At 70.0% G+C, this 24,409-nt stretch carries 23 protein-coding genes and 1 pseudogene; 18 read left to right on the top strand and 6 right to left on the bottom strand.

What is annotated here, in order from left to right:
• Positions 1-8 precede the first annotated feature (8 nt).
• The 3 genes from ABIA33_RS11145 (at position 9) to ABIA33_RS11135 (ending at position 3,286) form a co-directional block, all read left to right on the top strand.
• The gene (locus tag ABIA33_RS11145; protein ID WP_370079972.1) at positions 9-2,687 is read left to right on the top strand and encodes a LuxR C-terminal-related transcriptional regulator; all 2,679 of its coding nucleotides are present in this window, start codon (positions 9-11) and stop codon (positions 2,685-2,687) included.
• Between the two features lie 128 nt (positions 2,688-2,815).
• Positions 2,816-3,013, top strand: coding sequence for a hypothetical protein (locus ABIA33_RS11140; protein ID WP_370080397.1), 198 nt, complete (start codon positions 2,816-2,818; stop codon positions 3,011-3,013).
• A gap of 81 nt (positions 3,014-3,094) precedes the next feature.
• On the top strand, positions 3,095-3,286 hold the full coding sequence (locus ABIA33_RS11135) for a hypothetical protein (RefSeq protein WP_370079970.1): 192 nt from the start codon (positions 3,095-3,097) through the stop codon (positions 3,284-3,286).
• A 134-nt stretch (positions 3,287-3,420) separates the two neighbouring features.
• Here ABIA33_RS11135 and ABIA33_RS11130 read toward each other — a convergent pair whose 3' ends face one another.
• Together ABIA33_RS11130 and ABIA33_RS11125 are read right to left on the bottom strand one after the other, a co-directional pair.
• Positions 3,421-3,969: a phosphatase PAP2 family protein gene (locus ABIA33_RS11130; protein ID WP_370079968.1), complete on the bottom strand. Its 549-nt coding sequence runs from the start codon at positions 3,967-3,969 to the stop codon at positions 3,421-3,423.
• Positions 3,962-5,341: a diacylglycerol kinase family protein gene (locus ABIA33_RS11125; protein WP_370079966.1), complete on the bottom strand. Its 1,380-nt coding sequence runs from the start codon at positions 5,339-5,341 to the stop codon at positions 3,962-3,964. Before ABIA33_RS11125 ends, ABIA33_RS11130 begins: the two co-directional genes overlap by 8 nt.
• 334 nt (positions 5,342-5,675) lie before the next feature.
• Between ABIA33_RS11125 and ABIA33_RS11120 the strand changes: the two genes are divergently transcribed.
• From ABIA33_RS11120 to ABIA33_RS11100, 5 genes and pseudogenes are all read left to right on the top strand, one after another.
• Entirely contained in the window at positions 5,676-6,032 is a 357-nt protein-coding gene (locus ABIA33_RS11120) for a four-helix bundle copper-binding protein (protein WP_370079964.1), read from the top strand.
• Positions 6,033-6,246: 214 nt separating this feature from the next.
• The gene (locus ABIA33_RS11115; RefSeq protein WP_370079962.1) at positions 6,247-8,244 is read left to right on the top strand and encodes a LamG-like jellyroll fold domain-containing protein; all 1,998 of its coding nucleotides are present in this window, start codon (positions 6,247-6,249) and stop codon (positions 8,242-8,244) included.
• A 91-nt stretch (positions 8,245-8,335) separates the two neighbouring features.
• A pseudogene (locus ABIA33_RS11110) lies at positions 8,336-8,479 on the top strand (IS630 family transposase); the annotation flags it as partial.
• 377 nt (positions 8,480-8,856) lie between these two features.
• Entirely contained in the window at positions 8,857-9,294 is a 438-nt protein-coding gene (locus tag ABIA33_RS11105) for a DUF1269 domain-containing protein (protein ID WP_370079960.1), read from the top strand.
• 728 nt (positions 9,295-10,022) lie between these two features.
• Positions 10,023-11,837, top strand: a complete 1,815-nt coding sequence (locus ABIA33_RS11100; protein ID WP_370079958.1) for an ABC transporter ATP-binding protein — start codon at positions 10,023-10,025, stop codon at positions 11,835-11,837.
• Between the two features lie 48 nt (positions 11,838-11,885).
• On the opposite strand, the gene ABIA33_RS11095 is transcribed toward ABIA33_RS11100, so the two are convergent.
• Positions 11,886-13,130 carry a cytochrome P450 gene (locus ABIA33_RS11095; RefSeq protein WP_370079956.1) on the bottom strand — a complete coding sequence of 415 codons (1,245 nt, stop codon included), beginning with the start codon at positions 13,128-13,130 and terminating at the stop codon, positions 11,886-11,888.
• Between the two features lie 184 nt (positions 13,131-13,314).
• Here ABIA33_RS11095 and ABIA33_RS11090 point away from each other — a divergent pair, with 184 nt between their 5' ends.
• From ABIA33_RS11090 to ABIA33_RS11075, 4 genes are all read left to right on the top strand, one after another.
• Complete coding sequence (locus tag ABIA33_RS11090; RefSeq protein ID WP_370079954.1) at positions 13,315-13,707, top strand: VOC family protein; 393 nt, start codon at positions 13,315-13,317, stop codon at positions 13,705-13,707.
• 167 nt (positions 13,708-13,874) lie between these two features.
• Positions 13,875-14,534, top strand: coding sequence for a TOPRIM nucleotidyl transferase/hydrolase domain-containing protein (locus tag ABIA33_RS11085; protein ID WP_370079952.1), 660 nt, complete (start codon positions 13,875-13,877; stop codon positions 14,532-14,534).
• 497 nt (positions 14,535-15,031) lie between these two features.
• The gene (locus ABIA33_RS11080; RefSeq protein WP_370079950.1) at positions 15,032-15,511 is read left to right on the top strand and encodes a transglycosylase SLT domain-containing protein; all 480 of its coding nucleotides are present in this window, start codon (positions 15,032-15,034) and stop codon (positions 15,509-15,511) included.
• 432 nt (positions 15,512-15,943) lie between these two features.
• Complete coding sequence (locus ABIA33_RS11075; RefSeq protein ID WP_370079948.1) at positions 15,944-17,533, top strand: cellulose binding domain-containing protein; 1,590 nt, start codon at positions 15,944-15,946, stop codon at positions 17,531-17,533.
• 141 nt (positions 17,534-17,674) lie between these two features.
• On the opposite strand, the gene ABIA33_RS11070 is transcribed toward ABIA33_RS11075, so the two are convergent.
• Positions 17,675-18,427 (bottom strand): SDR family NAD(P)-dependent oxidoreductase, encoded by a 753-nt coding sequence (locus ABIA33_RS11070; protein ID WP_370079945.1) that lies wholly within the window; start codon positions 18,425-18,427, stop codon positions 17,675-17,677.
• Between the two features lie 97 nt (positions 18,428-18,524).
• On the opposite strand from ABIA33_RS11070, the gene ABIA33_RS11065 reads away from it, so the two are divergent.
• The 4 genes from ABIA33_RS11065 (at position 18,525) to ABIA33_RS11050 (ending at position 21,085) form a co-directional block, all read left to right on the top strand.
• On the top strand, positions 18,525-18,887 hold the full coding sequence (locus tag ABIA33_RS11065) for an ArsR/SmtB family transcription factor (RefSeq protein WP_370079943.1): 363 nt from the start codon (positions 18,525-18,527) through the stop codon (positions 18,885-18,887).
• Positions 18,884-19,306 carry an SRPBCC domain-containing protein gene (locus tag ABIA33_RS11060; protein ID WP_370079941.1) on the top strand — a complete coding sequence of 141 codons (423 nt, stop codon included), beginning with the start codon at positions 18,884-18,886 and terminating at the stop codon, positions 19,304-19,306. The genes ABIA33_RS11065 and ABIA33_RS11060 overlap by 4 nt, the downstream gene beginning before the upstream one ends.
• Before the next feature lie 183 nt (positions 19,307-19,489).
• Positions 19,490-20,365, top strand: coding sequence for an LLM class F420-dependent oxidoreductase (locus ABIA33_RS11055; protein WP_370080395.1), 876 nt, complete (start codon positions 19,490-19,492; stop codon positions 20,363-20,365).
• A gap of 105 nt (positions 20,366-20,470) precedes the next feature.
• Complete coding sequence (locus tag ABIA33_RS11050) at positions 20,471-21,085, top strand: hypothetical protein (RefSeq protein WP_370079940.1); 615 nt, start codon at positions 20,471-20,473, stop codon at positions 21,083-21,085.
• A 27-nt stretch (positions 21,086-21,112) separates the two neighbouring features.
• On the opposite strand, the gene gndA is transcribed toward ABIA33_RS11050, so the two are convergent.
• Complete coding sequence (gene gndA / locus ABIA33_RS11045; protein ID WP_370079938.1) at positions 21,113-22,552, bottom strand: NADP-dependent phosphogluconate dehydrogenase; 1,440 nt, start codon at positions 22,550-22,552, stop codon at positions 21,113-21,115.
• Between the two features lie 222 nt (positions 22,553-22,774).
• Positions 22,775-22,978: a hypothetical protein gene (locus ABIA33_RS11040; protein ID WP_370079936.1), complete on the bottom strand. Its 204-nt coding sequence runs from the start codon at positions 22,976-22,978 to the stop codon at positions 22,775-22,777.
• An 81-nt stretch (positions 22,979-23,059) separates the two neighbouring features.
• Here ABIA33_RS11040 and ABIA33_RS11035 point away from each other — a divergent pair, with 81 nt between their 5' ends.
• Together ABIA33_RS11035 and ABIA33_RS11030 are read left to right on the top strand one after the other, a co-directional pair.
• Positions 23,060-23,584 (top strand): helix-turn-helix domain-containing protein, encoded by a 525-nt coding sequence (locus ABIA33_RS11035; protein ID WP_370079934.1) that lies wholly within the window; start codon positions 23,060-23,062, stop codon positions 23,582-23,584.
• Positions 23,585-23,742: 158 nt separating this feature from the next.
• A complete protein-coding gene (locus ABIA33_RS11030) occupies positions 23,743-24,375 on the top strand; it encodes a GntR family transcriptional regulator (protein WP_370079932.1) in 633 nt (210 codons plus the stop codon).
• The last annotated feature ends 34 nt before the right edge of the window (positions 24,376-24,409 follow it).

Here is a 24,409-nt window from a genome sequence, read left to right as displayed (position 1 = left end):
GTGACCCCATGCCGAACCGTGCCGTCCTCGAAGCCCACGGACCCCCCGAACACCGACGTCTGGGCCCCTCCGGCGACCCGCTGCTCGCGTCCCGGTTCGCCGTCCCGGCGATGCCGAAGATCCTTGTTCAGCGCCCGGCGTTGCTGCAGCGCCTGACGGCCGGGACGCAGGGGCCGCTCACCCTCGTCAACGGCCCGGCCGGCGCGGGCAAGACGATGCTCACCGCCCATTGGGTCACCCGGGGCCTGGCACCGCATGCGGTCGTGTGGCTGGCTGTGGAACCGGGCGACGCGCCCGGTGCCTTCTGGGCCTACGTCCTGGAGGCGTTCGACCGGCGCGGCGTACGGCTTCCGGCGGAGGTGGGCAGGCCGACGCGTGCCGACGGCGTCGACCGGTCGCTGCTGACGCGCTTCGCCGCAGGCCTGGCGGAGTCACCAGAACCGGTCGTCCTGGTGCTCGACCAGCTCGATGCGGTCTCGTCCGACGAGATCGCCGACAGCCTCGCCTTCGTGCTCCGCCACTCCGCATCCGGGCTACGCCTGGTGCTCACCGCTCGCAGCGACCCGCTGCTACCCCTGCACCGCTACCGGGCGGCGGGTGAGATCACCGAGATCCGCAACGACGACCTGAGGTTCACCGGCACGGAGGCCGAGCTGCTCTTGCGTGAGCACGGCCTGGACGTCTCGCGTGCGGGTCTGCGGATACTGGTCGACCGCACCGAGGGCTGGGCGGCAGGCCTGCGGCTCTGCGCCCTGGCCATGCAGCGCAGCGCCGATCCCGAGACGTTCATCCGCGAGTTCGCCGCCGATCGGACCACGATCGCCGACTACCTGCTCACCGAGGTCCTGGATGCGCAGCCGCAGACCACGCAGGAGCTGCTACTGCGCAGCTGCATCACCGATCGCATCCACCCCGACCTGGCGAACGCCCTGACCGGCAGCCAGGACGCCGAGTGGACGCTAGCCAGGCTCGCCCGCGCCAACGCCTTCCTGGAACAGATCGACGGCTCCGCCTGGTACCGACTGCATCCACTGTTCGCCGAAGTCCTGCACGCTCATCTACGGCACCGCCATCCGGAGTTGGAGCCTCGGCTGCACCAGCGGGCGGCACTCTGGTTCGCCGAATCCGGACGGCTCACCGATGCCGTGGCACAGGCGGCCGCCGCCGGCGACTGGCAGTTCGCGACGGGGCTACTGGTCGACAACCTCGCGATCGGCCGACTCTTCACCGGCCTGGACACGGTGCGGCTGGGCCGTGCGTTCTCCGCCCTGCCCACCGACCTGACGGGCGCAGCCCCGGCCCTGGTCACGGCGGCGTGCCGACTGGCCGACCACGACCTCGACGGCTGCACAGCCGGGCTGCGGCGCGCGGACGAGTACCTGACCGACGCCGCCGGCCCGGCGCCCCAGCTCAGCCGCGCCTTCGTCATGGTGCTGGCCGGGCGGCTGACGGGCGATCTGGAAGCTACCGAACAGGCCGCGGTAGACGCCGACGGCCTCCTGCGCGAGGTCCCGCAGCGCCTCCTCGGGCAGCACCCCGAAATCCGCGCGATGATGCTCGCGGGCCTCGGCTCGGTGGAACTCGGCGCCGGGCGTCTCGACCGCGCCGACGCCGGGCTCACCGCCGCCATCGAGGCTTGCGGGCAGCCGGGGACGGAGTACCCGCTCTGCGATTCGCTCGGGTCACTGGCCCTGGTCGACCTGCTGCGCGGGAGACTGCGGCTGGCGGAGGAGCACGCACGCGGATCGCTCGCCGTCGCCGATCGGTCCGCACTGCCGCCGGAGCACCGGGCGGGGCTTGACCACCTCGTCCTGGCGGGAATCGCGGCCGAGCACGACGATCTGGAAACGGCCCGGGCCCAACTCGACCTGGCGACCAAATCGGCCGGGCCGTTCCGGACGTCCGTCGCGGTCGTGGAAGCCGCTGTCATAGCTTCCCGGCTGGCTACCGCCTCGGGTGACTCGGAGGAAGCGCTCGAGATTCTGCACGCCGTCGGCTCGTCCTCGGCCTCCGCGCAGCTGCCCGACTGGACCTTGGACGAGCTCGCCATCGCCGAGTCCATCGCGCATCTGGCGCGCGCCGACCCAGACGCGGCCCTCGACGTACTGGACGCCGTGGCCTGCGACCGGCGCGAGCACGCCGTGGCCCGGGCCCGCGCGCTGCTGGCGAAGGGGCGCGGCGACCGCGCGCTGGAGGTACTGGCCGGGCTGCCGGCCGACGAGTCCGCGTCAGCGACCAGCCTCGCGCAGACGTGCCTGCTGCGGGCCCAAGCTGCCGCCGAGGGCGGTCGCCCCGAGGAGGCACTCCGCCTGCTGCGCCGGGCACTGGGCCTCGGTCGGCCCGAGGAACTGCGGCGAGTGTTCATCGAGAGCGGCCCCTGGGTGACACGACTGCTCCGGCAGGACCCGCTACTGGCGAAGGCTCACGCCTGGCTGCTGGACGACGCCCCCGCGAATCCGCGGGGGCGTGCCCGCGAGCAGCTGCCGGCGGTGGTCGAGCCGCTGACCGAGCGGGAGGGCGAGGTGCTGCGCCAGGCCGCCCAGATGCTCTCGACAGACGAGATCGCGGCCGCCCTGTACCTGTCCGTCAACACGGTCAAGACGCACCTGAAGAGCATCTACCGCAAGCTCTGCGTGACCCGACGCGGCGAGGCCGTCCACCGGGCCCGCGACCTCGGGATGCTGTGAGCCCCGATGCCGCGAGCCCGAAAGTCCGCGCCTCGCCTGAATCGGGCGATGCCACGCGCGGCGACGTGGCCCAGGATGGCTGGGGTAAGCAGCAAGCATCCTGCCTCGGCTCCGAGAGAAGTGCTCGCATGCGCTACGAATTCCGCGTGGACGGCGTCGTGTCAGAGACACTCACCGAAGCGTTCCCCGAGCTCGATCGCATCGCCTTGCCCGATCAGACCCTGTTCCTCGGAGTGGTGACTGACGAGGCCCACCTGTACGGGCTGCTGGTCCGGTTCCAGTCCCTGGGCCTGCACGTGCTCGAGATGCGGCAGTTGCCCGAGTGACGAGCTGGTTCACCCCCGGCGGGTGAGCAGACTCCCAGGTGTCGCAGGCGACTGTGGAGGCCCAGCAACAGAGGAGGAGAGATGGCGGAGCTCCTTCGCCCGCCGACGGCGGACCAAGATCTGCGCACGGCGCTGACAGCGGTGGAGGCGGCATACGACCGTCGGATGGCCGCTCCGCGACCGGACCCGCACCTGCTGCTCGAGCTTCGGAGTCGTGCTCGTGAACTGACCGACGCCGCCGTCAGGCCGCTGAACGGAGTCCCCCGCGGCTGACCGGCGCGGATCCGGCATCGCTGTGCGGGCGCCGATCGCGGTGCGCGGTGGATCATGCGGCACTTCCACTGACTACGACCACACCGCCCGGGTCGGCTTCCCACGCTCTGGCATTCCGACTGAGAGCACCCCGTTCAGCGGTAGCGGTCGGCGACAGCGAGTACGGCAGCGGCGCTCGCGATGCCGAGCACAGCTCCGGCCGCTACGTCGCCGGGATAGTGGACGCCGGTATGAACCCGGGAGTAACCCACCGCGCAGGCGAGCAGACCGAGCGGCAGGGAAGTCGCGGGCAGTGCAGTGCCGACGGCAGTCGCGAAGGCCACCGCTGAGGCGGTGTGGCCGGAGGGGAACGATGCGGACTGTGGCATCGGCACGTGGCGGCCGGGCACGACCAGGGACGTCCGGTCGGGGCGCGGGCGGCGGACCAGTCGCTTGCCCACCAGGTTGGCGGTGGCCGACGCGACGGCGACCGCGGCGCCACCGAGCAGCGCCGCTTGCCGCGTGCGCCCGGGGCGCAGTGAGAGCAGTCCGGCGACGGTGAGGGAGATCTTGGAGTGGTCGGCTGCGGCGGACAGGCGCCGCAGGCTCGTGTCGAGCGCCGGCGTCTCGGTGGCGGCCACCGCGGTGTAGACGGCAGCGTCGACCGCCTTGAGGTCGCGCAGCACATCGCGGGCGCTAGGCATCGTCAGGTCCCTCGGTCGACCCCCCGGATGGTTCCGCAGCACTCGGTGTCGGCCGGTGACGGCCCAGCGCGAGGGCGATGACCCGCCGCCAGTCCAGAGGCGGACTGGTCACCGGGGCACCCGGGCGGCCTCGGGGCACCCGCACCCGCAGCGCACCGGCCCGGACGCTGCAGATGACGGGGGTCGACAACTGCAGCGCCTCGCCATCGACAGCGACGGGGATGGTCGCCGCGTCGGAGTGGACCACAACCGTGCGCGCGGTCAGCACGTTCATGCCTGACGCCTGAGTGCCGCGCAGTGCGAGCTCGGCCGCCTGAGCCGGGCCGTCCACCCGTACCCCGAGTACGCCCAGGGTTCCCAGGTCCAGTCGGGGTCTGCGGCCCGCAGTGATCGGGTCGACCGCGGCGGCGTAGGGGTTGTTGCTGACCAGCAGCGCCTGCTGGGACTCCAACCGGATGCTGTCCGCCTGCGCTTCGAGCCGCCCGGCACGGTCGGCGAGCAGCAGGTCGGGCAGCGCGTCCAGGGCGGTACCGGCCTTGGCGTCGCGGTACTCCGAGCTCTGCACGATCTGCGCGTAGGCCCCGAACGAGACGGTGTTGACGAAGGCGTGCTCGGCGACCATGCCGAGGTCGACCCGGAGTTCCTCGCCGTCGGTGAGCGCGTCCAGGCAGCGGGAGGGGTCGGTACGGTCCAGGCCCAGGTCCATGGCGAAGTGGTTGCGGGTGCCTGCGGAGACCACCAGGAAGGGCAGATCGTGTTCGGCCGCCACTGCCGCCACGAGGGCCTGGGTACCGTCTCCGCCCGCCACCCCGAGCAGGTCCGCGCCCTCGGCTGCCGCCCGGCGGGCCACGGCGGCGACATCGGTGTAGGTGGAGGTATCCAGCAGCACCACTCTCGCGCCCAACTGCTCCGCCTTCTCCACCAGGCCGAATCGGCCGACCTTGCCGCCGCCGGACTTCGGATTCATGATCAGCACGGGATGCCGAGGGAGCGGACCAGCAACCGCGTGCATGCCGTGCGGCTCCCGCACCCGGCGCAGCGCCGAGCGCGCACAAGCCAGTGCGGCACTCCAGAGCACCAGCGCGCCGAGCGCCGCTGACCACAGGCCCGTGCGCGTATAGAACACCAGCACCGCGACCGGCGCCCCCACTGCGAGCACCGCGCCCGCCCAACGCACCACACCCCGGTGCGCCAGCAGCAACCACACCCCTGCCGCCGCGGCCGCCAGGCCCGCCAGCCCGATCGGCAGGATCAGCAGACCGCCCATCCCCGTCACAGCCAGCAGAACCACCACCGCTGCCAGCGCGCAGAGCAGTGCCACCCGGGCCAGCAGACCGGCCCGCGACGACTCGCGGGAATCGCTCGCCTCCATCCGGTTCCCTCCTGCTCACCTCCGCTGAGGACCCGCTGGCGGATCCGCGGCCTGAAATCCGATGCGGGAGTCGCCGCACAGCACGCCATCGTCAGAGTCCGAGCAGTTTCGACTGCTCCCAGTTAACGGATGCGGAGTCCCGGCGGTCCACCAGGACACGCCGGAATTCGACTATCTGGCATATCACCTGTTTTGGTCTGTGCTCGGCCGCGAGGCGGCGCTGAACGGCGGACCAGCAGGCCCGAGGGTCACTCGTTCGCCCGCCCGGATGTGCGATCAAGGATGCGCGCGTGTCGTCTGGTGAAGTTCGACCAACCCCAAACCGGAGGTTCCGATGACCCAGACCACAAGCGGCGTGTCCGTGCAGGTGCAGCAGTGCATCGACGCGTGCAACGAGACCCACAGCGTGTGCGAGCAGACCATGACGTACGCCCTGCAGAAGGGTGGCGACCTTGCCCAGCGCCAAGTGGTGATGGCGCTGATGGACTGCGCGGAGAGCTGCCGGCTGTCCGCTGACATGATGATGCGGCAGTCCGGCATGGCCGCGCAGATGTGCCGGATGTGCGCGCAGGTCTGTATGTCGTGCGCGGAGATCTGTTCGGGATACGACGATCCGATGATGCGCGCCTGTGCGGAGGCGTGTCGCCTCTCGGCAAGCCTGTGCGCGCAGATGGCGGACGCACGCATCTGAGGTACGCCGCGGTGCGAATCGCCGTACCGTTGTACTGGAGCCCTCGCCGTCTCCCCCGTCGGCGGGGGCTTCGCCGTGCCCTCCCGGCTACTCGGCAGGTCCCGACTCCGAGGTTTATTGAACGTTCATTCGTCGGCGACCATGCGTCCCGCAACCGGTCGGCCTCCGTCGTCTAGCGTCCGGACGAACGAACTCCGCCGAAGGGGATGCCCGGATGACGCACGGCCACGACCACATTCACGACACGGACGAAGACCAAGGCTGCCCGAGAACCGCCGCGTTCGACTCCCCGGCCCCGGCTGCCGCGAACCGCCGCTCGTTCCTGCGCACCACCGGACTCCTCGGTGCCGGGCTCACCACGCTCGGGCTGGGCACCGCCGGCACGGCCGGCGCGGCGACCCCGACCGGCCCGGTCGCCTCGGCGGATGCCTTCGACGGCGGGGAGTCCCCCGACCACGGTGGCGGCACGTGGTCACCGGACGCCGACAACCCCCGCTTCACGGTGGTCGTGATGCCCGATACCCAGTACCTGTTCGACCAGGACCGGATCCACCCCGCCCCGCTGGAGGCCTCCCTGCGCCATGTCCTGAACGGCGGGAGCGGCGGGACCGGCGAGAACTACGTCTTCCTGGCCCACCTGGGTGACGTGACGCAGAACGGCGAGCCAGGCGAATTCGCCGCCGCAGGCCGGGCTTTCGACCTCCTCGACCGCCACCGCGCCGCCTACAGCGTGCTGGCGGGGAACCACGACATCCACTCGTCCACCGACGACCAGCGCGGCCGGACCCCATACCTGGACACCTTCAACCCGACGCGCTTCGGCCACTCCGACACGTTCAAAGGCGCCAGCCCGGACGGCTACAACACCTACCACATCTTCCGCGCGGCGGGCCGTGACTGGATGCTTCTCTCGCTCGACTGGCGGCTCTCGGACAAGGGTTTCGCCTGGGCCAACTCGGTCATCGCCGCGGACCCCACCGTGCCGGTCATCCTCACCACGCACGACCTCGCCTCGGCGGACGACAACGGCGCGGCCCAACTGTCGGACAACGGGCAGGCCTTGTGGCACAGGCTGATCAACGGAAACGACCAGATCTTCCTCACCCTGAACGGCCACTACTGGCCGCCCGGCAGCACCACGCTGACCAACAAGGCGGGCAACGACGTCCACGTGCACATCACCAACTACCAGAACCGGTACTACGGCGGCGCCGCGATGATCCGCGCCTATCGATTCGATGTGGACCGCAACACCATCGACGTGCAGACGTACTCGCCGTGGATCCGGCAGCTCGCGGCCGACCAGCTCAGTGCCAACGAACTCGCGAGCCAGGAGCTTGAGTTGACCACATCGGTCGACTACTTCTCAGTGCCGATCGACTTCGCCCGGCGCTTCGAGGGCTTCGCGCCGACGCCGGTCCGCAGCCCGCGCCCCGCCCGTCAGATGCTGGTCCCCGGGACGGTGGCCTACTGGCGCTTCGACAGCGGGAACGCCGACGGGAGCGCCGTGACGGCCTCCCAGAACATCAAGGACCTGAGCGGCCGCGGCAACGACCTGGCCCTGCAGCTGGCTCCGGGCACCCCGGACGGCACGCTCACCTGGTCCACCGACTACCACCCCGACCAACCCGGCCACGGCAGCCTCCGATTCGCCGGCCAGGGAAACCCCCTCAAGGGCGCCTACCTGCAGACCGTCGCCAACGCGCCGCTCAACGCCGACACCTTCAGCCGCGGCTACACCTTCGAGGCCTTCTTCAGGCTGCCGTCCACCTGGGACTCCGGTCAGAACGGCTGGTCCGCGCTGCTCAGCCGCTGGGGTATGAGCGGCGAGGCGGGGAAGACCGGGCCGAATACCGACCCGCAGGAGCCGATCGCCACCCTCAGCCTGTCCGGTGACCGGGAGTTGCAGTGGTGCATCTACCCGACCAACCAGACGGGATCGGCCACCAACTGGGGCCACGAACTCCCGCTGGACAAGTGGTGGCACGTCGCGGTCGTCAACGACGGCAGGCTGACCCGGATGTACGTCGACGGCTGCGAGGTCGTCCGCAACCCCTCCACGCCGTCCGTCGGCATCACCAGCCTCGACCACGCGTGGCTGCTCGGCGGCTACGAGTACGCCGGCGTGATCAACCAGGTCTTCCATGGCTGGATCGGAGACGTCCGCATCGTCGGCCGGGCGCTCCCCACCCGGGAGTTCATGCTCGCGTAGGCGACGAGTTTCCAACTGGGCGGCGGGTGGTGCGCGTCAGTACTCGACTGCGCGCACTGCCAGGCGCGCTCGACGCGCGCTCGACGGACTGGAGTTCGGCCCACTCGGCATCCTCCCCACCGCGGGCTCCAGGTGGTCGCCGCAGGACCGCCCGGACCGCCTACCGGCCACCTACCACCGAATCCACGGGGTGACGGCGTACTTCCACGGCTGCCACTCGGTCGGCGACGACACACCTGGGACCTTCCCGGCCAGGCGCCCGGCACGCGTGCGTTCGGGCGAACCGGCCCCACCGTGACGGCTTCAGGTGAAACGCCCGATATATCGGGTTAGCCTGGATGGGCGGGAGCGGATCCCGGTATGGCCGGGTCCGGCGGCGGCACCGCATGGGGAGAAGGGAGCGATCCTGCGCCGCGAGCGACTGGACCACTCGCACCTCATCGAGTAGCGGCCGCGAGAGGGACATGGTCACCAACCCCCTGGTTCAACTGGCCGCTTGGGTGTCGTTCCGTACCGTGCGGCGAACAGAATCCCGCCGACCTGCGGCTGCGGTCACTCGCACTGGCCAAAACCATGGCCGGAACCAACCGGCCCGGCGGAAGGAGCAGATCCATGTCAACCACGGCATGGCGGTTCAGGGGCACCGAAGGGGCCGATGACGCAGTCCTCAGGGTCAAGCAGCTGGGTGATCAGGAGCTCATCGATGTGCGTGATGTCGCGGTGATGCGCTGGCCGCAGTACGCAGCGGGGCCCCAGGTTCAGGAACACGTGACCGATGAGGGCAGCAAGGCCTCCGCGTTCGCCAAGAAGCTGAGCAAGGCCGGGATCGACAGCTCGATGATCGAGTCGGTGAAAGGTGACATGACACCGGGGACCTCGGCGCTTGTGCTGCTGAGCGCCGACGCCGTGATCGACACCGTCGCACAAGCGTTCGAGGGACGCGCCATGGAGTTGATGCGCTCTGACCTGTCGGTGCAGCAGGAGGATCAGCTGAGGGCTGCCTTCAGCGGCCCGTCCGAGGCGGAACGGGGGCCAGCCGCCGGGCAATGACCCGGGGGCAAAGCGAAGACCTCCTCCGCCCGTTTCCGCCGCCGCCAGCGTGCGGCCGCCGTCGCGCCGGGCCGGGCCGAGGGCCGCGCCGGGCCGGGCCGCGCCGGGCATCAAGGTGGTGCGGTGACCCGATGACCTCGCCGGCCCGGCGGGCTCCGGCTACCCGCAGGCCCTCACCGGGAGCGCCCTGACAAACGGAAGGGCGGCTGCTGGCCACCGCCGACTGCGACCACGCGCAGACCGAGCCGGAGCCGCACCGGCCCGCGGGGACCGCGGACGAAGCGGCTGACCGCTTGCGGGCCGAGACCCGAGCCGGCCGGCTGGACGGCGATGCGTTCACGTGTCGGACCTGACCAGGCCGAGCGTGGTGCGGTGGACCTGGCCGAGGAACTCGCCGTTGCCGGCGCTGCGGACCGGCACACGTACGCGACAACTGGAACCACACAGCTGTCCGGCTGGGTCGTCGTACCTGGATGCGGGCTTGCGGCTGAGAAAAACGCTTGGACTCCGCGGGCGCTGTCGCGGGACACTACGGTTCCTGGCCTCCCTGTACTCGCACATATGCGTCGCCCTGAGCTGCGCGGGGGCTCCGCCGTCATGCCCTGGCTGTCGGAAGGTGACCTGAGCGAGGGCACTCACTCGAACCAGAAATCAGCACGGCCGGTGAAGCAACGGGCTTCTGCCCGGCGAGCACGCGGCGGACAGCCGCACGACAACACGGGGGTGGGATGCGATCGCCTGAATCGCGCGAGTCGTCGTCCGGCAGGGGCCCGGTGCTCCTCGCACTTAGGTATTACGGACGGGAGTTGGCCCGGCTCCGGCGGCTGACGGCGCCGGCGATGCTGCTGCCTGCCCTCGGCAACATCGGCATCAACTACATCGCGCCGCTCATCGTGGCGAAGCTCGTCGGCCGAATCGCCGGCGACACCGGCATCGCGATCGGTTCAACGCTGCCCTACGTCCTCGGCTTCGCCGGCGTCCTGCTGCTCGCGGAGACGCTGTGGCGGATCGGCCTGCACTGCCTGAACCGCCTCGACGCCCTCGGGATCGAGCAGCTCTACGTGATCGGCATGGACGAGCTGTTCGCCAAGGACACCGCCTTCTTCCACGACAACTTCGCCGGGTCGCTGACCAAGCGGGTCCTCAGCTTCGCCTCCCGCTTCGAGGAGTTCGTCGACACGCTGACGTTCTCGGTCGTGGGCAGTCTCGTGCCGCTGGTGTTCGGGTCGGTGGTGCTGTGGACATACGACCCGCTGCTCGTTGTCGGGCTCCTGGGGATGATCGCGCTGACGGCGCTGTGCACGGCGCCCCTCATCCGTCGCCGCCAGGCGCTCGTTGACCAGCGCGAGGCGGCGATCGCCCGGGTGTCGGGCCACGTCGCCGACAGCCTGATGAACATGGACACGGTCCAGGCGTTCGCCGCCGAGGAAGGCGAGGCGGCCGAGCACCGGTCCCGCGTCGCGGAGTCGCGGCGGCTCTCGCTGCGGTCGTGGGACTACGGCAACCTGCGCATCGACACGCTGGTCGCGCCGATGTCCGTGCTCACCAACGCGCTCGGCCTGCTGCTCGCGGTCGCACTCGCAGGGAGCCGGCACGGCGTGGAGGCGGTCGTGGTCGCCTTCACGTACTACTCCAACGCAACGCGGATCATGTTCGAGTTCAACCAGATCTACCGCCGCCTGGAGAGCTCGATGACGGAGGCTGCACAGTTCACCGAACTGCTGCTGACGCCGCCGACCGTGGTCGACCCGGCGTCGCCGGAGCCGCTGCTGTCCCGGGCCGCCGACGTCCACTTCGAGCAAGTGACCTTCTCCCACGCGGGCGCGCAGCCGCTCTTCGAGGGCCTCGACCTGGCTGTGCCCAGCGGGTCGAAGATCGGTCTCGTCGGGCGGTCAGGCGGGGGCAAGACCACGCTCACCCGCCTGCTGCTGCGGATGACGGACATCGACGCCGGCCGGATCCTGATCGGGGGTCAGGACATCAGCAGGCTGCGCCAGGCCGACCTGCGCAGCCTGATCGCCTACGTGCCGCAGGACCCGGCGATGTTCCACCGCACGCTGCGGGACAACATCGCCTTCGCCCGGCCGGACGCCACCGACGCCGAGATCCGGCGCGCGGCCGAAGCGGCGCACGTCAGGGAGTTCGCCGACGCGCTGCCGGACGGCTTCGACACCATGGTGGGCGAGCGAGGTGTCAAGCTGTCCGGCGGACAGCGCCAGCGGGTCGCCCTCGCCAGGGCGATCCTCCGCGACGCGCCGATCCTGCTGCTCGACGAGGCGACCAGCGCCCTGGACTCCGAGAGCGAGATCCTGGTCCAGGAGGCCCTGTGGCGGCTCATGGAGGGGCGGACGGCGCTCGTCGTGGCGCACCGGCTGAGCACGGTGGCCACCATGGACCAACTCGTCGTCCTCGATCATGGACGGATCGTCGAGCAGGGGACGCACCAGGAACTGCTCGCATCGGACGGCGCCTACGCGACGCTGTGGCGGCACCAGTCAGGCGGATTCCTCGACGACACCCCCGCGCAGGCCGACCTCCACTGAACGCGGGCCCGGTGCCCTTGTGGGTGCCGTGCGGTCCGTCCGTACAGGTCAAAGCGCACGGCTCAACACCGACGAGAACGAGACCGGCAGCGCCAGCAGCCCCCGGGCCCGCATCGACGGCCGCCAGCGGAGCTCGTCCCGGGGGGCGTCCAGGGCCAGCCCCGGGAGGCGTCGCAGCAGGGTCGCCAGTGCGATCTCCGTCTCCAGACGGGCGAGCGGGGCGCCCAGGCAGTAGTGGATGCCATGTCCGAGGGCGAGGTGGCCGGTGTCCGTCCGGGCCAGGTCGAGACGCTCGGGGCAGCCGAACTGCTGCGGGTCCCGGTTGGCGGAGGCGAGCGAGAGCAGCACTGTCTCACCGGCCGGGACAGTCACGCCCCCGATCACGACATCCACCATCGGGAAGCGGCGCAGCGCGAGCGGCGCCGGGCCGTCGTATCGGGCGAGCTCCTCGACCGCCGCCCCGATCCGGGCGGGGTCGGCCCGTAGCGCCGCCAGCTGGTCCGGGTGGTCGAGCAGTGCGAGCACGCCGTTGCCGATCAGGTGGACCGTGTTCTCGTAGCCGGCGAAGAGGATCAGGAACGCGAGGGAGGTGAGTTCGTCCTCCGTCAACCGGTCGTCCTGCTGGTCGTCGTTCCTGTCCCGGACGGCGATGAGCGCGGAGAGCAGGTCCTCCTCGCCCGGATTCTCCCGCTTCTGCTGGATCAGGCCGCCGAAGAAGTCGAGCATTGCGCCGACCGCCGCCTTGGCCGCCTCCGGGCGGGCGGGGTCAGGGGTGATCAGCACGTCCGTCCAGGCGCGGAAGTCGCGGCGGTCCGCCGGCGCCACCCCGAGCAGGTCGCACACCACGGCGATCGGCAAAGGCGCGGCGTACTCGGAGATCAACTCCACACCGCCACGCGACTCCAGCGCATCCACCAGATCGTCGGCCAGCCGCTGCACCGGCTCTCGCAGCCGGTCCACGCGTCGCGGGGTGAACGCCTGCGACACCAGTCGGCGGATCCGGGTGTGCTGGGGCGGATCCATGTTCAGCAGGTTCGCGTCCAACGCCGGCGGCAGGGCCAGGCCGCGGTAGTTCCCGGGCAGGGCATTGCGCTTGTCCAGCGAAAACCGGGAGTCGGCCAGCGCCTGGCGCACATCCTGGTACCGCGTCACCAGCCACACCGGCAGCCCGTCCGGCCCCGCCATTCGGTGCACCGGCCCTGACTCCCGCAAACGCGCGGCAACCCCGTACGGATCCGCAACCAACTGGGCGGGTGAAACGCTTGACGACGGCTCAGCAGCGACGGACTCCATGCGGCCCACCCTATCCGCCGGCGTTCACCCGACCGCGGGCGGCGGCGCCCGCGGCAGCCGGATGCTCAGATACACCCCAGATAACGAGGACAATATCTGACCTAGTTGCCGTGTACGGTCGGAGCATCGGCCGGGATCGGGTATCCGTGACCTCGTATCCGTGACCTCAACGAAGGGACCACCCATGTTGCGAGGACTCACCACCGTCAGCTTCTGGGCCGCGGATCTGCCGGCGGCGACGAAGTGGTACACCGAACTGCTCGGTCTCGCACCGTACTTCACGCGACCGGGCTACGCGGAGTTCCGCATCGGCGACTACCAGCACGAACTCGGCCTCATCGACTCCAGCTACGCCCCCGCCGGCCAGTCGACCGCTCCGAGCGGCGCTGTCATGTACTGGCATGTCGACGACGTCGGTGCGGCACTGGAGCGACTGCTGTCCATGGGGGCCAAGGAGTACCAACCGCTCACCGAGCGGGGCTCCGGGTTCGTCACCGCCGCAGTGACCGATCCCTTCGGCAACATCCTGGGCGTCATGTACAACCCGCACTACCTGGAGGTCCTGGGCTCGCGCTGACCGAGTGTCGCACCGGCCGAACGGTCGGGCACTGGGACTGATCGTGATGCTCGATCCAGCCGGCCACTCGTTCTGCATCGCAGCTCGCAGCTGATCGTCCTGTGCGCGCCACCCGGTCGCCCACCGACTCGCCTGACGTCACTGCTGCGCCCTGCGAGACTGGGCGGGTGGATGCGATGAAGCGGTTCCGCCTCGCGGCCGTCGAGTGGGCGGCCGGCGGCGTGGGCGCCCCGGCTGCCGCAGCGGTCGCGCAAGAGCTGGCCAACGGCTCCGGCCTGCGCACGGCCGTACTCGTCGAAGGGGTCAGCGACCAGGCCGCCCTCGAAGCGCTCGCGGCGCGACGTGGCCGCGACCTCGCCGCTGAGGGCATCTCCGTCGTGCCGCTCGGCGGCGCCACCAGCATCGGACGCTTCCTGGGTCTGCTGGGCCCGCAGGGGCTCGACGTCGGGCTCGCGGGCCTGTGCGACGCCGCCGAGGAGAGCTACTTCCAGCGCAGTCTGGAACGGGTGGGCCTCGGCTTTGACCTGACCCGCGCCGAGATGGAGTCGCTCGGCTTCTACGTCTGCGTGGCGGACCTTGAGGAGGAGCTGATCCGCTGCCTCGGTACGGACTCCGTGGTGCGGGTCGTCGAGGCGCAGGGCGACCTGCGATCGTTCCGCACGTTCCAAAATCAGCCCGCGCAGCGGGGCCGGGCCGTCGAACAGCAGCTTCGGCGCTTCATGGGCACCCTCAGCGGCCGGAAGATCCACTACGCCCACGCGCTCGTCGACAACCTGGAACTCACCCGAGTACCGCGGCCTCTGGACGCGCTGCTCGCACACGTCTGAGGAGACCGCTCCACTCCGCCAGCGGTATCCGTCCAGCTGATCGAATGCCCGGCCCTGGTCCAGCGCGCGAGCATGCGCGGTCGCAGCGGATCCGGGCTCGGACTGGGCCAACCTGGCCGGAACAGGGCCGCAAATCCGCTGGAGCAGTGGGCGGTCAAAAGTGCATAAATTCGGACATTAAGCCTGGTCAGGGGCATGTGGGGTACACCACTAAAACGCCCATTTCCTTGCACGGCAGGACAAAGCCGTGTGACGGTGACGAAGCGTTCAACGACGCCGCAGCCGGGCACGGCGGCGCAGGGGTCCCACGCCCCAGGGTGATCCGCACCCACTCAGCAACACGAGTCGGCAGGTGCGACTGCCGCGCAGGGCGGACACCCACGCTTCTCCCCGTCCGGAACATCTGCATATCCCACACGTGGCACCCGCCTGCCTCCGGCAGGTCCGATCGCTCGACTTCGGGCGTCGCCGCCACTCCCCCTGTCCATTGGAGTGACATGCGCATCAGCGCCCTTAAGCACCGCCGCACCGCCACCCGCCTGCTGGTCGCCGCCGCCATCGTCGGCGGGGCCGCCGCCGCCACGGTCGGCACCGCGTCCGCCGCCACCCCCTCCTTCGCGACCACGTCCGTCGCGCAGTACAGCTCCGCGAACAACCTCTACGGCTGGATCGCCCAGGCGCAGTCGGTGCTCGCCGCCCACGGCGACCACGTCCCCCCGGCCAACGCGATCGCTGCCCGCGCCATGACCGAGTCCTCCGGCAACCCGTTCGCCGAGAACCACTGGGACGGCAACCAGGCCCTCTACGGCGGCACCTACGGCCTGATGCAGATGATCCCGCCGACCTTCAACACGTGGGCACTGCCGGGCCACACCAGCATCATGAACCCGGTCGACAACATCGTCGCCAGCGTCCGCTACGCCAACCACACCTACGGCGCGTTCGAGAACATCGCCTACGGCACCAACGGCTACTGACGGTTCGTCAACGCCCCGCGACACAACTGCACACCGAAGCCCCGCGCCCTCCGCATGCCCTGACACATGCGCCAGGGCGGCGGGGCATCGGCGCGTGCGAACGGCACTTTCCCCACGGGCGTCCAAAATCACCGCATATGCGACGTGGGACGCAGACCCCTCGACCGCCACCGGCAGCCGGGGAGTGGTCCCCCGCAGTAGCAGGCCCTGGAGGTTCGGGGGTGCCAGCCACAGCACGCTGTCCGCCGACGGCTGCGACCGTTGCACCGTCTCCCACAGTTCTTGACCCCAGGGCCTCTTGACGCAGGGTATTGGTCTGGACCACGGTAGGGGGGCCGCGGTCGATCACCCCCACATTCCTCGGCAGCGCGAGCTCTGCGCTGCCCCCACGCCGAGGAGGACCCGCCCGTGAGGCGCGTCACCTTGCACGTCATGACTGCTGCGGCCTTGATCGCCGCGCCCCTGCTCACCCCTGCCACGTCCAACGCCGCCACCGGGCTGACCGGGCTCATCGCGAACTTCGCGGTCACCCAGACCTGGACGGGCGGATTCGAGGGCGGGTACACGATCACCAACGACACCAACGCGACCGTCAACTCCTGGACCCTCGTCTTCGACCTCCCCGCGGGCGAGGCCGTCACCAGCGCCTGGAACGGGACCCTCACCCACAGCGGCACCCACTACACCATCGCGTCACCGAGTTGGGCCTCTGCACTGGCCCCCGGGGCCACCGCTGCCGTCGTCGGGATGGACATCTCCACCGGCTCGACGCAGACCTTCCCGAGCAACTGCGTCATCAACAACGAGCCGTGCCAGGGCGTCCCCGCCGACACCACCCCGCCGTCCACCCCGACCGGCCTCAAGGTCACCGGCACCGGGCCTGGCAGCGTGGCCCTGGCCTGGACGGCGTCGACCGACAACGTCGCCGTCATCGGTTACCACGTGTACGAGGGGACGTCGGTCGTCGCGACGGTCTCCGGCACCACGGCAAACCTCACCGGGCTCCTGGCCGGAAGCAGCCACACCGTCAGCCTCACCGCCTTCGACGCCGCAGGCAACGAGTCGGCGCACTCCGCTTTGGTGACCGCGACCGCCGGTAGCGGTGCGGTGGCCGGCACGGCGGCACCCTACGTGGACCTCGGCGCCTGGCCCACGCCCAGCCTGCCCCAGATCGCCTCGGCGACCGGGCTCAAGCAGTTCTCCCTGGGCTTCATCATCAATGGCAGCACTGCCTGCACGGCGAGCTGGTTCGGCGCCTACGACCCGGCCGCCGGCTGGGACAAGGCGGACTTCGACGCCGTCCGAGCAGCGGGCGGCGACGTCCGGCCCTCCTTCGGCGGAGCCAACGGAACCGAACTCGCCCAGTCCTGCACGACCGTGGCCAGTCTCGCCGCCCAGTACCAGAAGGTCGTCGACGCCTACGCGCTGGACCGGATCGACTTCGACATCGAAGGCGCGGCGGTGGCCGACCACGCCTCCATCGACCGCCGATCCGCTGCCGTGGCCGCCGTCCAGGCGGCGCAGCGCGCCAAGGGTCGGGACCTGAAGGTGACGCTGACACTGCCGGTCCTGCCCACCGGACTGACCGCAGACGGCCTCTACGTCCTGCAGTCCGCCAAGAGTGCCGGCGTGGTAGTGGACGCCGTCAACGTCATGGCCATGGACTTCGGTGACTCAACGGCTCCCAGCCCGGCCGGAAGGATGGGCGCCTACGCGATCCAGGCTGCGCAGGCCACCGAGGGTCAGATCGCCCAGACCTGGACCGGCCTGACCGCCGCCCAGGCCTGGGCCATGGTCGGCGTGACCCCGATGCTCGGTCAGAACGACGCGACGGACGAGATCTTCGGCATCTCCGACGCACAGCAGCTGATCGCGTTCGCCAAGCAGAACCACCTTGGCGAGCTGGCCTTCTGGGAGGTCACCAGGGATGCCAACGCCTGCCAGGGCGGCCTGTCGCAGTGCACGAACATCACCCAGACGCCGTATGAGTTCTCCAAGCTCTTCGCCGCCTACAACGGCTGACAAGCCACGGGTGGCGGGGCGACGCCCCGCCACCCAGCCGCTCAGCGACACCTCGTGGAGGGTGCTCTGGCGTCGGCGGGGTGCGCCTACGTACGCGTGAGTGCGAGGGTGGCCCAATTGCACGCCGAAGCGAGGAGCGGGTCAGTCGAGCTTGTGCAACCCGTCGGGCGTGGGCTGATAGGCGCCCGAGTCGAGGGAGGTGTCGGCGGCCAGGGTCGCGACGGCCGCACCGACCTGGGCCGGAGTGAGGGTTGGGCCGAGGCGACGGACGAACTCGTCCACTTCGGTGTCCGACCGCTGCGCGTAGGCGTGGACGCCCGCGTTGCCCACGCCCGTTCCGGGAGTCATCGGCGGCAGGATGCTTCGGAAGCTGATGCCGAGTCCGCTCCTTGCGGACTCCTCGGCCGCATAGGAGGTCAGGAACCTGATGGTGGCCTTGGCACCGGCGTAGCCGCCGCTCACCGGCGAGCCCCGCAGGGCGGCGCCGCTGGAGAGCGCGACAACGATGCTTCCGGGCTCCAGCGGCCGGGTCAGTGCCTGCCGCATCCAGTGGAACGCGTGCTGGACGTCGACCAGCCAGTGCCGGCTGAAGCTCTCCCAGTCGTACTCCTGGATCGGGCGGCCCAGCGGCACCGCTCCCGCGTTCAGCACGAGCACGCGCGGCCGGTACTCCGCGACGAGCCGCTCGGCCACGGCGGGGTCGGTCGCATCCTCGGCGACGGGGACGAAGGCGTCGCCGAGCCTGGCCCGCAGCTTCTCCAGGTCGTCCTTGTCGCGAGCCACGCCGACGACGCGGGCTCCGGCCTCGCACAGCGCGGCTGCCGTCTCGCTGCCGAAGCCGCGACCCGCCCCGGTGACGATCGCGGTGGTGCCACTGAGGTCACGTACGGTCATTGCCACTCCTCTTGTCGGCCTCGCGCGAGCCTGCCGCACGACGGAAAATCATTCAACCTCTTGGTTGAATGTACCTCTCGCGCTAACATTCAGCAATATGGTTGAGCGTTCTTCGGCACCCCTGGATCTCACCTACATGGCCCTGGCCGATCCCACCCGGCGGGCCATCCTGCAACGCCTGCGTCACGCCGAGGCCCGGGTCACCGAGATCGCCGAGCCGCTGCCGATGTCCCTCGCCGCCGTCTCCAAACACATCATCGTGCTGGAACGGGCCGGACTGGTCCGCCGCGAGATACGAGGGCGCGACCACTACCTCAGTGCGAACCCGCAGCCGCTCGCCCAGGCCGAGGAGTGGATCACCGAGTACACCCGGTTCTGGGAGCGCCGCGCCGACGCCCTGGCATCGCATCTCGAAGAGCGCGCCCTCGCGCAGCACACCGAAGAGAGGAAGAGCAAGTGACCAAGGCCGTCGTCCAGGTCACCCGCAGCCTGAAGGCCGGCGCGGAGGACGTCTTCGACGCCTGGACCGACGCCGGTCGGCTCCAGCAGTGGCTCTGCCCCGACCCGGGCATCGTCGCCGAGGCCGCCTGCGACCCCGTGGTCGGCGGCCGGTACCGCATCGTCAAGGTCTTCGAGAGCGGGGCCGACACCGTCACCGGCGAGTACCTGGTGGTCGACCGCCCGCACCGCCTGGTGTTCACCTGGACGGCCGACAGCACCCAGGGGCAGACCACCCAGGTCACGGTCACCCTGCGGCCCGAGGGCGATACCACCGAGATGACGATCACTCACGAACGCCTCCCCAGCGGTGACTTCCGCGAGCGCGCGACGGTGAACTGGGGGTCGGTGGCGGACAGACTCGCCGCCCTCCTCTCCTGATGCCGCTCACCGCCGCTCAGCCCGGCCCTGCACGGTGAACTGCTCGTGCTCGGGGTGCATGCGGCAGGTTGCCCGGACACCTCCCGAACCACACGTCGTCGCCGCCGCTCCTGAGGTACCGTCAGCAAGACGGATCTTGTGGGCGGACGAACCGCCCTCCGCCTGGCCTTCCTGGAGTTCACCGTGAAGCTCGGCCTGCACTACTGGAACTACTCGACCCCCGCCGACTCCGCACAGATCGCACCCACCCTGGCGCGAACGGCGCAGCTCGCCGAGCAGGCCGGGATCAGCTCGTTCACCGTGATGGACCACTACTTCCAGATGGAGTTCCCGCCCGCCACCGCTGAGGAGCCGATGCTGGAGGGTTACACCACCCTCGGGTATCTCGCGGCGCTGACCGAGCGGATGACACTCGGACTGATGGTCACCGGGGTGATGTACCGATACCCCGGACTGCTGGCCAAGATCGTGACCACCCTGGACGTGCTCTCCGGCGGCCGGGCCCGGCTCGGTCTCGGCGCCTCCTGGTACGAGCGGGAGCAGCGCGGGCTCGGCGTTCCGTGGGTCCCGGTGGCCGAGCGGTTCGAGCGGCTGGAGGAGACGCTGCAGATCTGCCTGCAGATGTGGAGCGAGAACAACGGCCCCTACCAGGGGCAGCACTACCAGCTCGCCGAGACCCTCTGTGTGCCCGCCCCGCTGAGCCGGCCCCGCCCGCCGATCATGCTGGGCGGCGGGGGCGAGAAGAAGACCCTGCTACTGGTCGCCAGGTACGCGGACGCCTGCAACCTGTTCGGCACCGGCATGGACGAAGTCGCCCACAAACTCGCCGTCCTGCGCACCCACTGCTCCACCGAGGGCCGCGACTACGAGGCCATCGAGAAGACGGTGATGTACAGCCGCCGCCCAGTGCTCACCCAGACGGACGAGTTCCTCGCCGAACTCGCCCAGCTCGCCGCACTGGGCGTCACCGAAGTCCAGTTGACGCCGGAGGGGCACCCGGCTCAGTACGTCGAGAAGCTCGCGCAGCGGATCATCCCCGAGGCGGCGGAGATCAGCTAGCCACCGCACCGGCAGGCCCTGTCCACTAGTACGCGGCTGCGGGCACGGGGATCGTCGATGTTGTGCGGTCTGCGTGGACCGCATGAGCTCACTGGGAGGTGGTCAATGTTCCGCAAGAAGGACTGGGAGCTCGGCGAGGCGGTGATCGTCGAGAACCACATCAAGCACCACGGGGGCGGGCAGGGGCTGAACAACCTCCGCGAGTGGGCTGCCGACGTGCACCCCGTGAACGGCCAGCCCTTTCGAGCCGTGCTTCAGACGCCCAACCTCGCCTTGGACTTTCGCGAGCCCGGAGTGGGGGACGTCGTACGGGTCCTGATTGATCCGAAGAGCGGCAAAGTGAAGTTCGACAAGTCGGACCCGAGGATCAGCCTCAAGGCCGCCCGGGCTCGAGAGCAGGCGCACTTCGAGGATGCAGCGGCCGGCCGACCCGGCTCCCCGGCCGTGCCGCCCAATCCGAACCACGACGGCGCGACGTCTTCAACCACCGAAATCGAAGGGGTACGGGTCATCGGCGTGGCTGACGCGGCTCCGATACTCCAGGCGTTCCTCTCCGGTGATCCCAGGATCACCGACGAGGCGAACTCTCAGCTGCGGCAGCACGCGGCGGCCCCGAGTGTCGCGGAGCGACTCTCCACGCTCCAACTCCTCAGGGACGCCGGTTCGCTGACCGACGTGGAGTACGAGGAGCAGCGCCAACGGATCATCAGCTCGATCTGAGGCGCGAGGACTGACGGAGAGCGGCGCTCAGGCAGTCTCCTCGCGGCGCCCCGGTTCGGCCCAGAGTGTGTGGAATACGCCTTCACGGTCGACCCGGCGGTAGGTGTGCGCGCCGAAGAAGTCCCGCTGGCCCTGGGTGAGCGCGGCGGGAAGGCGCGGGGCGCGCAGCGTGTCGTAGTACGCCAGCGCGGTCGAGAACGCCGGTACGGGGACGCCCTGCCTCGCGGCCCGGGCGACGACCTCGCGCCAGGCATCCTGGGCGCCGGCGATCTCCTCGGCGAAGCCCTTGTCGGCGACGAGACTCGGCAACTCGGGTTCGGCGGCGTAGGCGGCACGGATCCGGTCGAGGAAGGCGGCACGGATGATGCAGCCACCCCGCCAGATCCGGGCGATCGCCGCCTGGTCGATACTCCAGCCGTACTCCTTGCTGCCGTCCAGGATCATCTTCCAGCCCTGGTCGTATGCGATGATCTTGGAGGCGTACAGAGCCTGCTCAACCTGGTCGGCGAAGCGCTGCGCGTCGCCGGGCGACAGCGGCTGGGGGGCGGGGCCGGGCAGCCCGCGGTAGGCGTCGCGCAGGTCCGTGTGACCCGACGAGGAGCGGGCGAACACGGCCTGGGCGATGGCGGAGACCGGCACGCCGAGGTCGAGGGCGATCTGCACGGTCCAGCGGCCGGTGCCCTTCTGCTCCGCACGGTCCTGAACGACGTCGACGAAGGGTTTGCCGGTGGCGGCGTCGGTGTGGCCGAGCACGTCGGCGGTGATCTCAACGAGGTAGGAGTCGAGCCTGCCCCTGTTCCAGGTGCGGAAGACATCGCCGATTTCCGCGGGGCTCAGGCCACCCACCTGGCGCAGCAGGTCGTAGGCCTCGGCGATGAGCTGCATGTCGGCGTACTCGATGCCGTTGTGGACCATCTTGACGAAGTGTCCGGCGCCGTCCGCCCCGATGTGAGTGCAGCACGGGTCTCCGTCCACCTTCGCGCTGATGGCCTCCAGCATGGGCCCGAGCGACGCGTACGACTCCACCGAGCCGCCGGGCATGATCGAGGGGCCCTCCAGGGCGCCTTCTTCGCCGCCGGAGACGCCGGTGCCGACGAAGTGGATGCCGCGTTCACGAAGAGCGGACTCGCGGCGGCGGGTGTCCTGAAAGTGGGCGTTGCCGCCGTCTACGATCATGTCGCCGGGCTCCAGGAGCGGGGCGAACTCCTCGATCACCGCGTCCGTCGCTTCCCCCGCCTTGACCATGATCATGATCCTTCGCGGCCGTTCCAGCGCCGCTACGAGGGCTTCCGCGGACTCGGTGGGGACAAAGCTTCCCTCGTGTCCGAATTCCTCAACCAGGGACCGGGTGCGGCTGGACGTCCGGTTGTGGAGGGCGACCGAATAGCCGTGACGGGCGAAGTTCCGCGCCAGGTTGCGGCCCATCACCGCAAGCCCGGTGACACCGATCTGTGCGGTCCCAACCATCTTGTGGGTCCTCTCATTCTTCAGCGCCGGAAGAAGGCGGGTCTCATTGGGGGCGACTGGTCGGTGACGTGGGCGTCTGCCTGGGCAGGCCGTCCTCAGGTGCCGCCTGTGGTCACTTTCCCACCAAGTCCCACGCGACGCGATCCGGCTGCGCCGTTGTCCAGGGCTCGCGCCCGCCCGCACGTCGCCGAACGGTAGTTGCCGCGAGGTCGGCTGAGCCCGTCAGCCGTCCCGGCGTCGCCGCCCGAGGAGCCAGTACGCCGCCGAGCCGAGAGTGTTCACAGCGCTTGCCACCCGCCAGATCCTCTTGTCGCCCCGTACCTGCCTGGCTGTCCTGGCTCGCAGGTCGCGCCAGGTGAACGCCGCGGCCGTCACATGCACCACCGCTACGGCGGCGAGCACCAGCTTGTTCGGTTTGCCTTTCACAGCCACCGCCACTCCCCCATTCATTGATCTCACGAGTTGGAACGTTACCAACATTGAGATTGAACTGCTAGGTTAAGCACCGTGACCAGCGCTGATCTCCTTCTCCACCCGGTCCGGCTGCGGATCGTGCAGGCCTTCCTCGGCGACCGGGCGCTGACGACCAGCGGCCTCAAGGCCGAACTCGCCGACGTTCCACCCGCCAGCCTGTACCGCCACGTGGCCCGCCTGGTCGATGGCGGGGTACTCGCGGTCGTAGCGGAGCGACGGGTGCGCGGCGCGGTCGAGCGCACCTACATGCTCCGGGTGTCCGCTGCCGGCATCGGGCCGGACGAGCTCGCCACAATGAGCACCGACGACCATCGCCAGGCGTTCATGTCGTTCGTCGCCGGGCTCCTCGGCGACGCCGACCGCTACCTCGCCCGAGGCGACATCGACCCCGTACGCGACGGGGCCGGCTACCGCCTGGCCGGGATGTGGCTCGACGACGCCGAGTACGCCGAACTCATGCAGGAACTCGTGCGGGTGCTCCAACCGCGCGTGGCGAACCCGCCCGCGCCGGGCCGCAAGCGGCGCATCCTCGCGACCGTGCTGCTGCCCGGCGACTGACCAGTACCGCCGTCATCGGCTGGGCGACGAGTGCCGCACGATCGCCCACGGCCGCCCCTCGGTTGTGGGTATCCTCCAACAACGCCCGGCTCGGCCGTACGCTCAGGATATATTCGGTATACAACGTGTATGGATGCGAGAACGAGGGAGCGACCTCTGTGCCAGGTCTTTCGGGACGCAGCAAGGCCTACGAGTTCATCCGGGACACGGTGCTCGCCGATCCCGAGATGCTGGGCCGGTTCGTCAACGAGCAGGCCGTGGCGGACCGGATCGCGGTGTCCCGTACACCGGTCCGCGAGGCGCTGCTGCTGCTGGCCGCCGAGGACCTGGTCCAGCTCGTTCCCAGACGGGGCGCGTATGTCGCGCCGCTTTCCGGGCGCGAGGTCTCCGAGCTGATGGAGCTTCGGAGCATGGTGGAGAGCCACGCCGCCCAGCGGATCCTGGATCGCGGACTGGTGCCGGTCGAGGAGATGCAGGGGTTCGTCGACCAGCAGGCCGCGCTGCGCAGCCCGGAGGCGTCCGCGGAGTTCATCAGGCTTGACCACGACTTCCATATGGCTATGGTCCGGGCGGCGGGCAACAGCATGATGACGAGGATGTACGAGGGGCTGCGCGCCAAGCAGGTCCGGTGCGGCCTGGTGGCCGTGTACCGGTCCGTCGGCCGGCAGGACGCGGTGCTCGGCGAGCACCGCGCCATCCTCGACGCGCTCGTGGCGGGCGGCAGCGAGGCCGCTGTGGACGCCATCAACGCCCATCTCCAGGCCACCCAGGCGGTGTTGCTCGCCTCGTGAAGCGAGGCCCACGAGGGCCGTCCTTAGACCCTCG

Source organism: Streptacidiphilus sp. MAP12-16, assembly GCF_041262165.1.
GTDB lineage: Bacteria > Actinomycetota > Actinomycetes > Streptomycetales > Streptomycetaceae > Streptacidiphilus.
The sequence above is the reverse complement of the archived record's forward strand: the minus strand, read 5'-3'. Positions and strand labels throughout refer to the sequence as shown.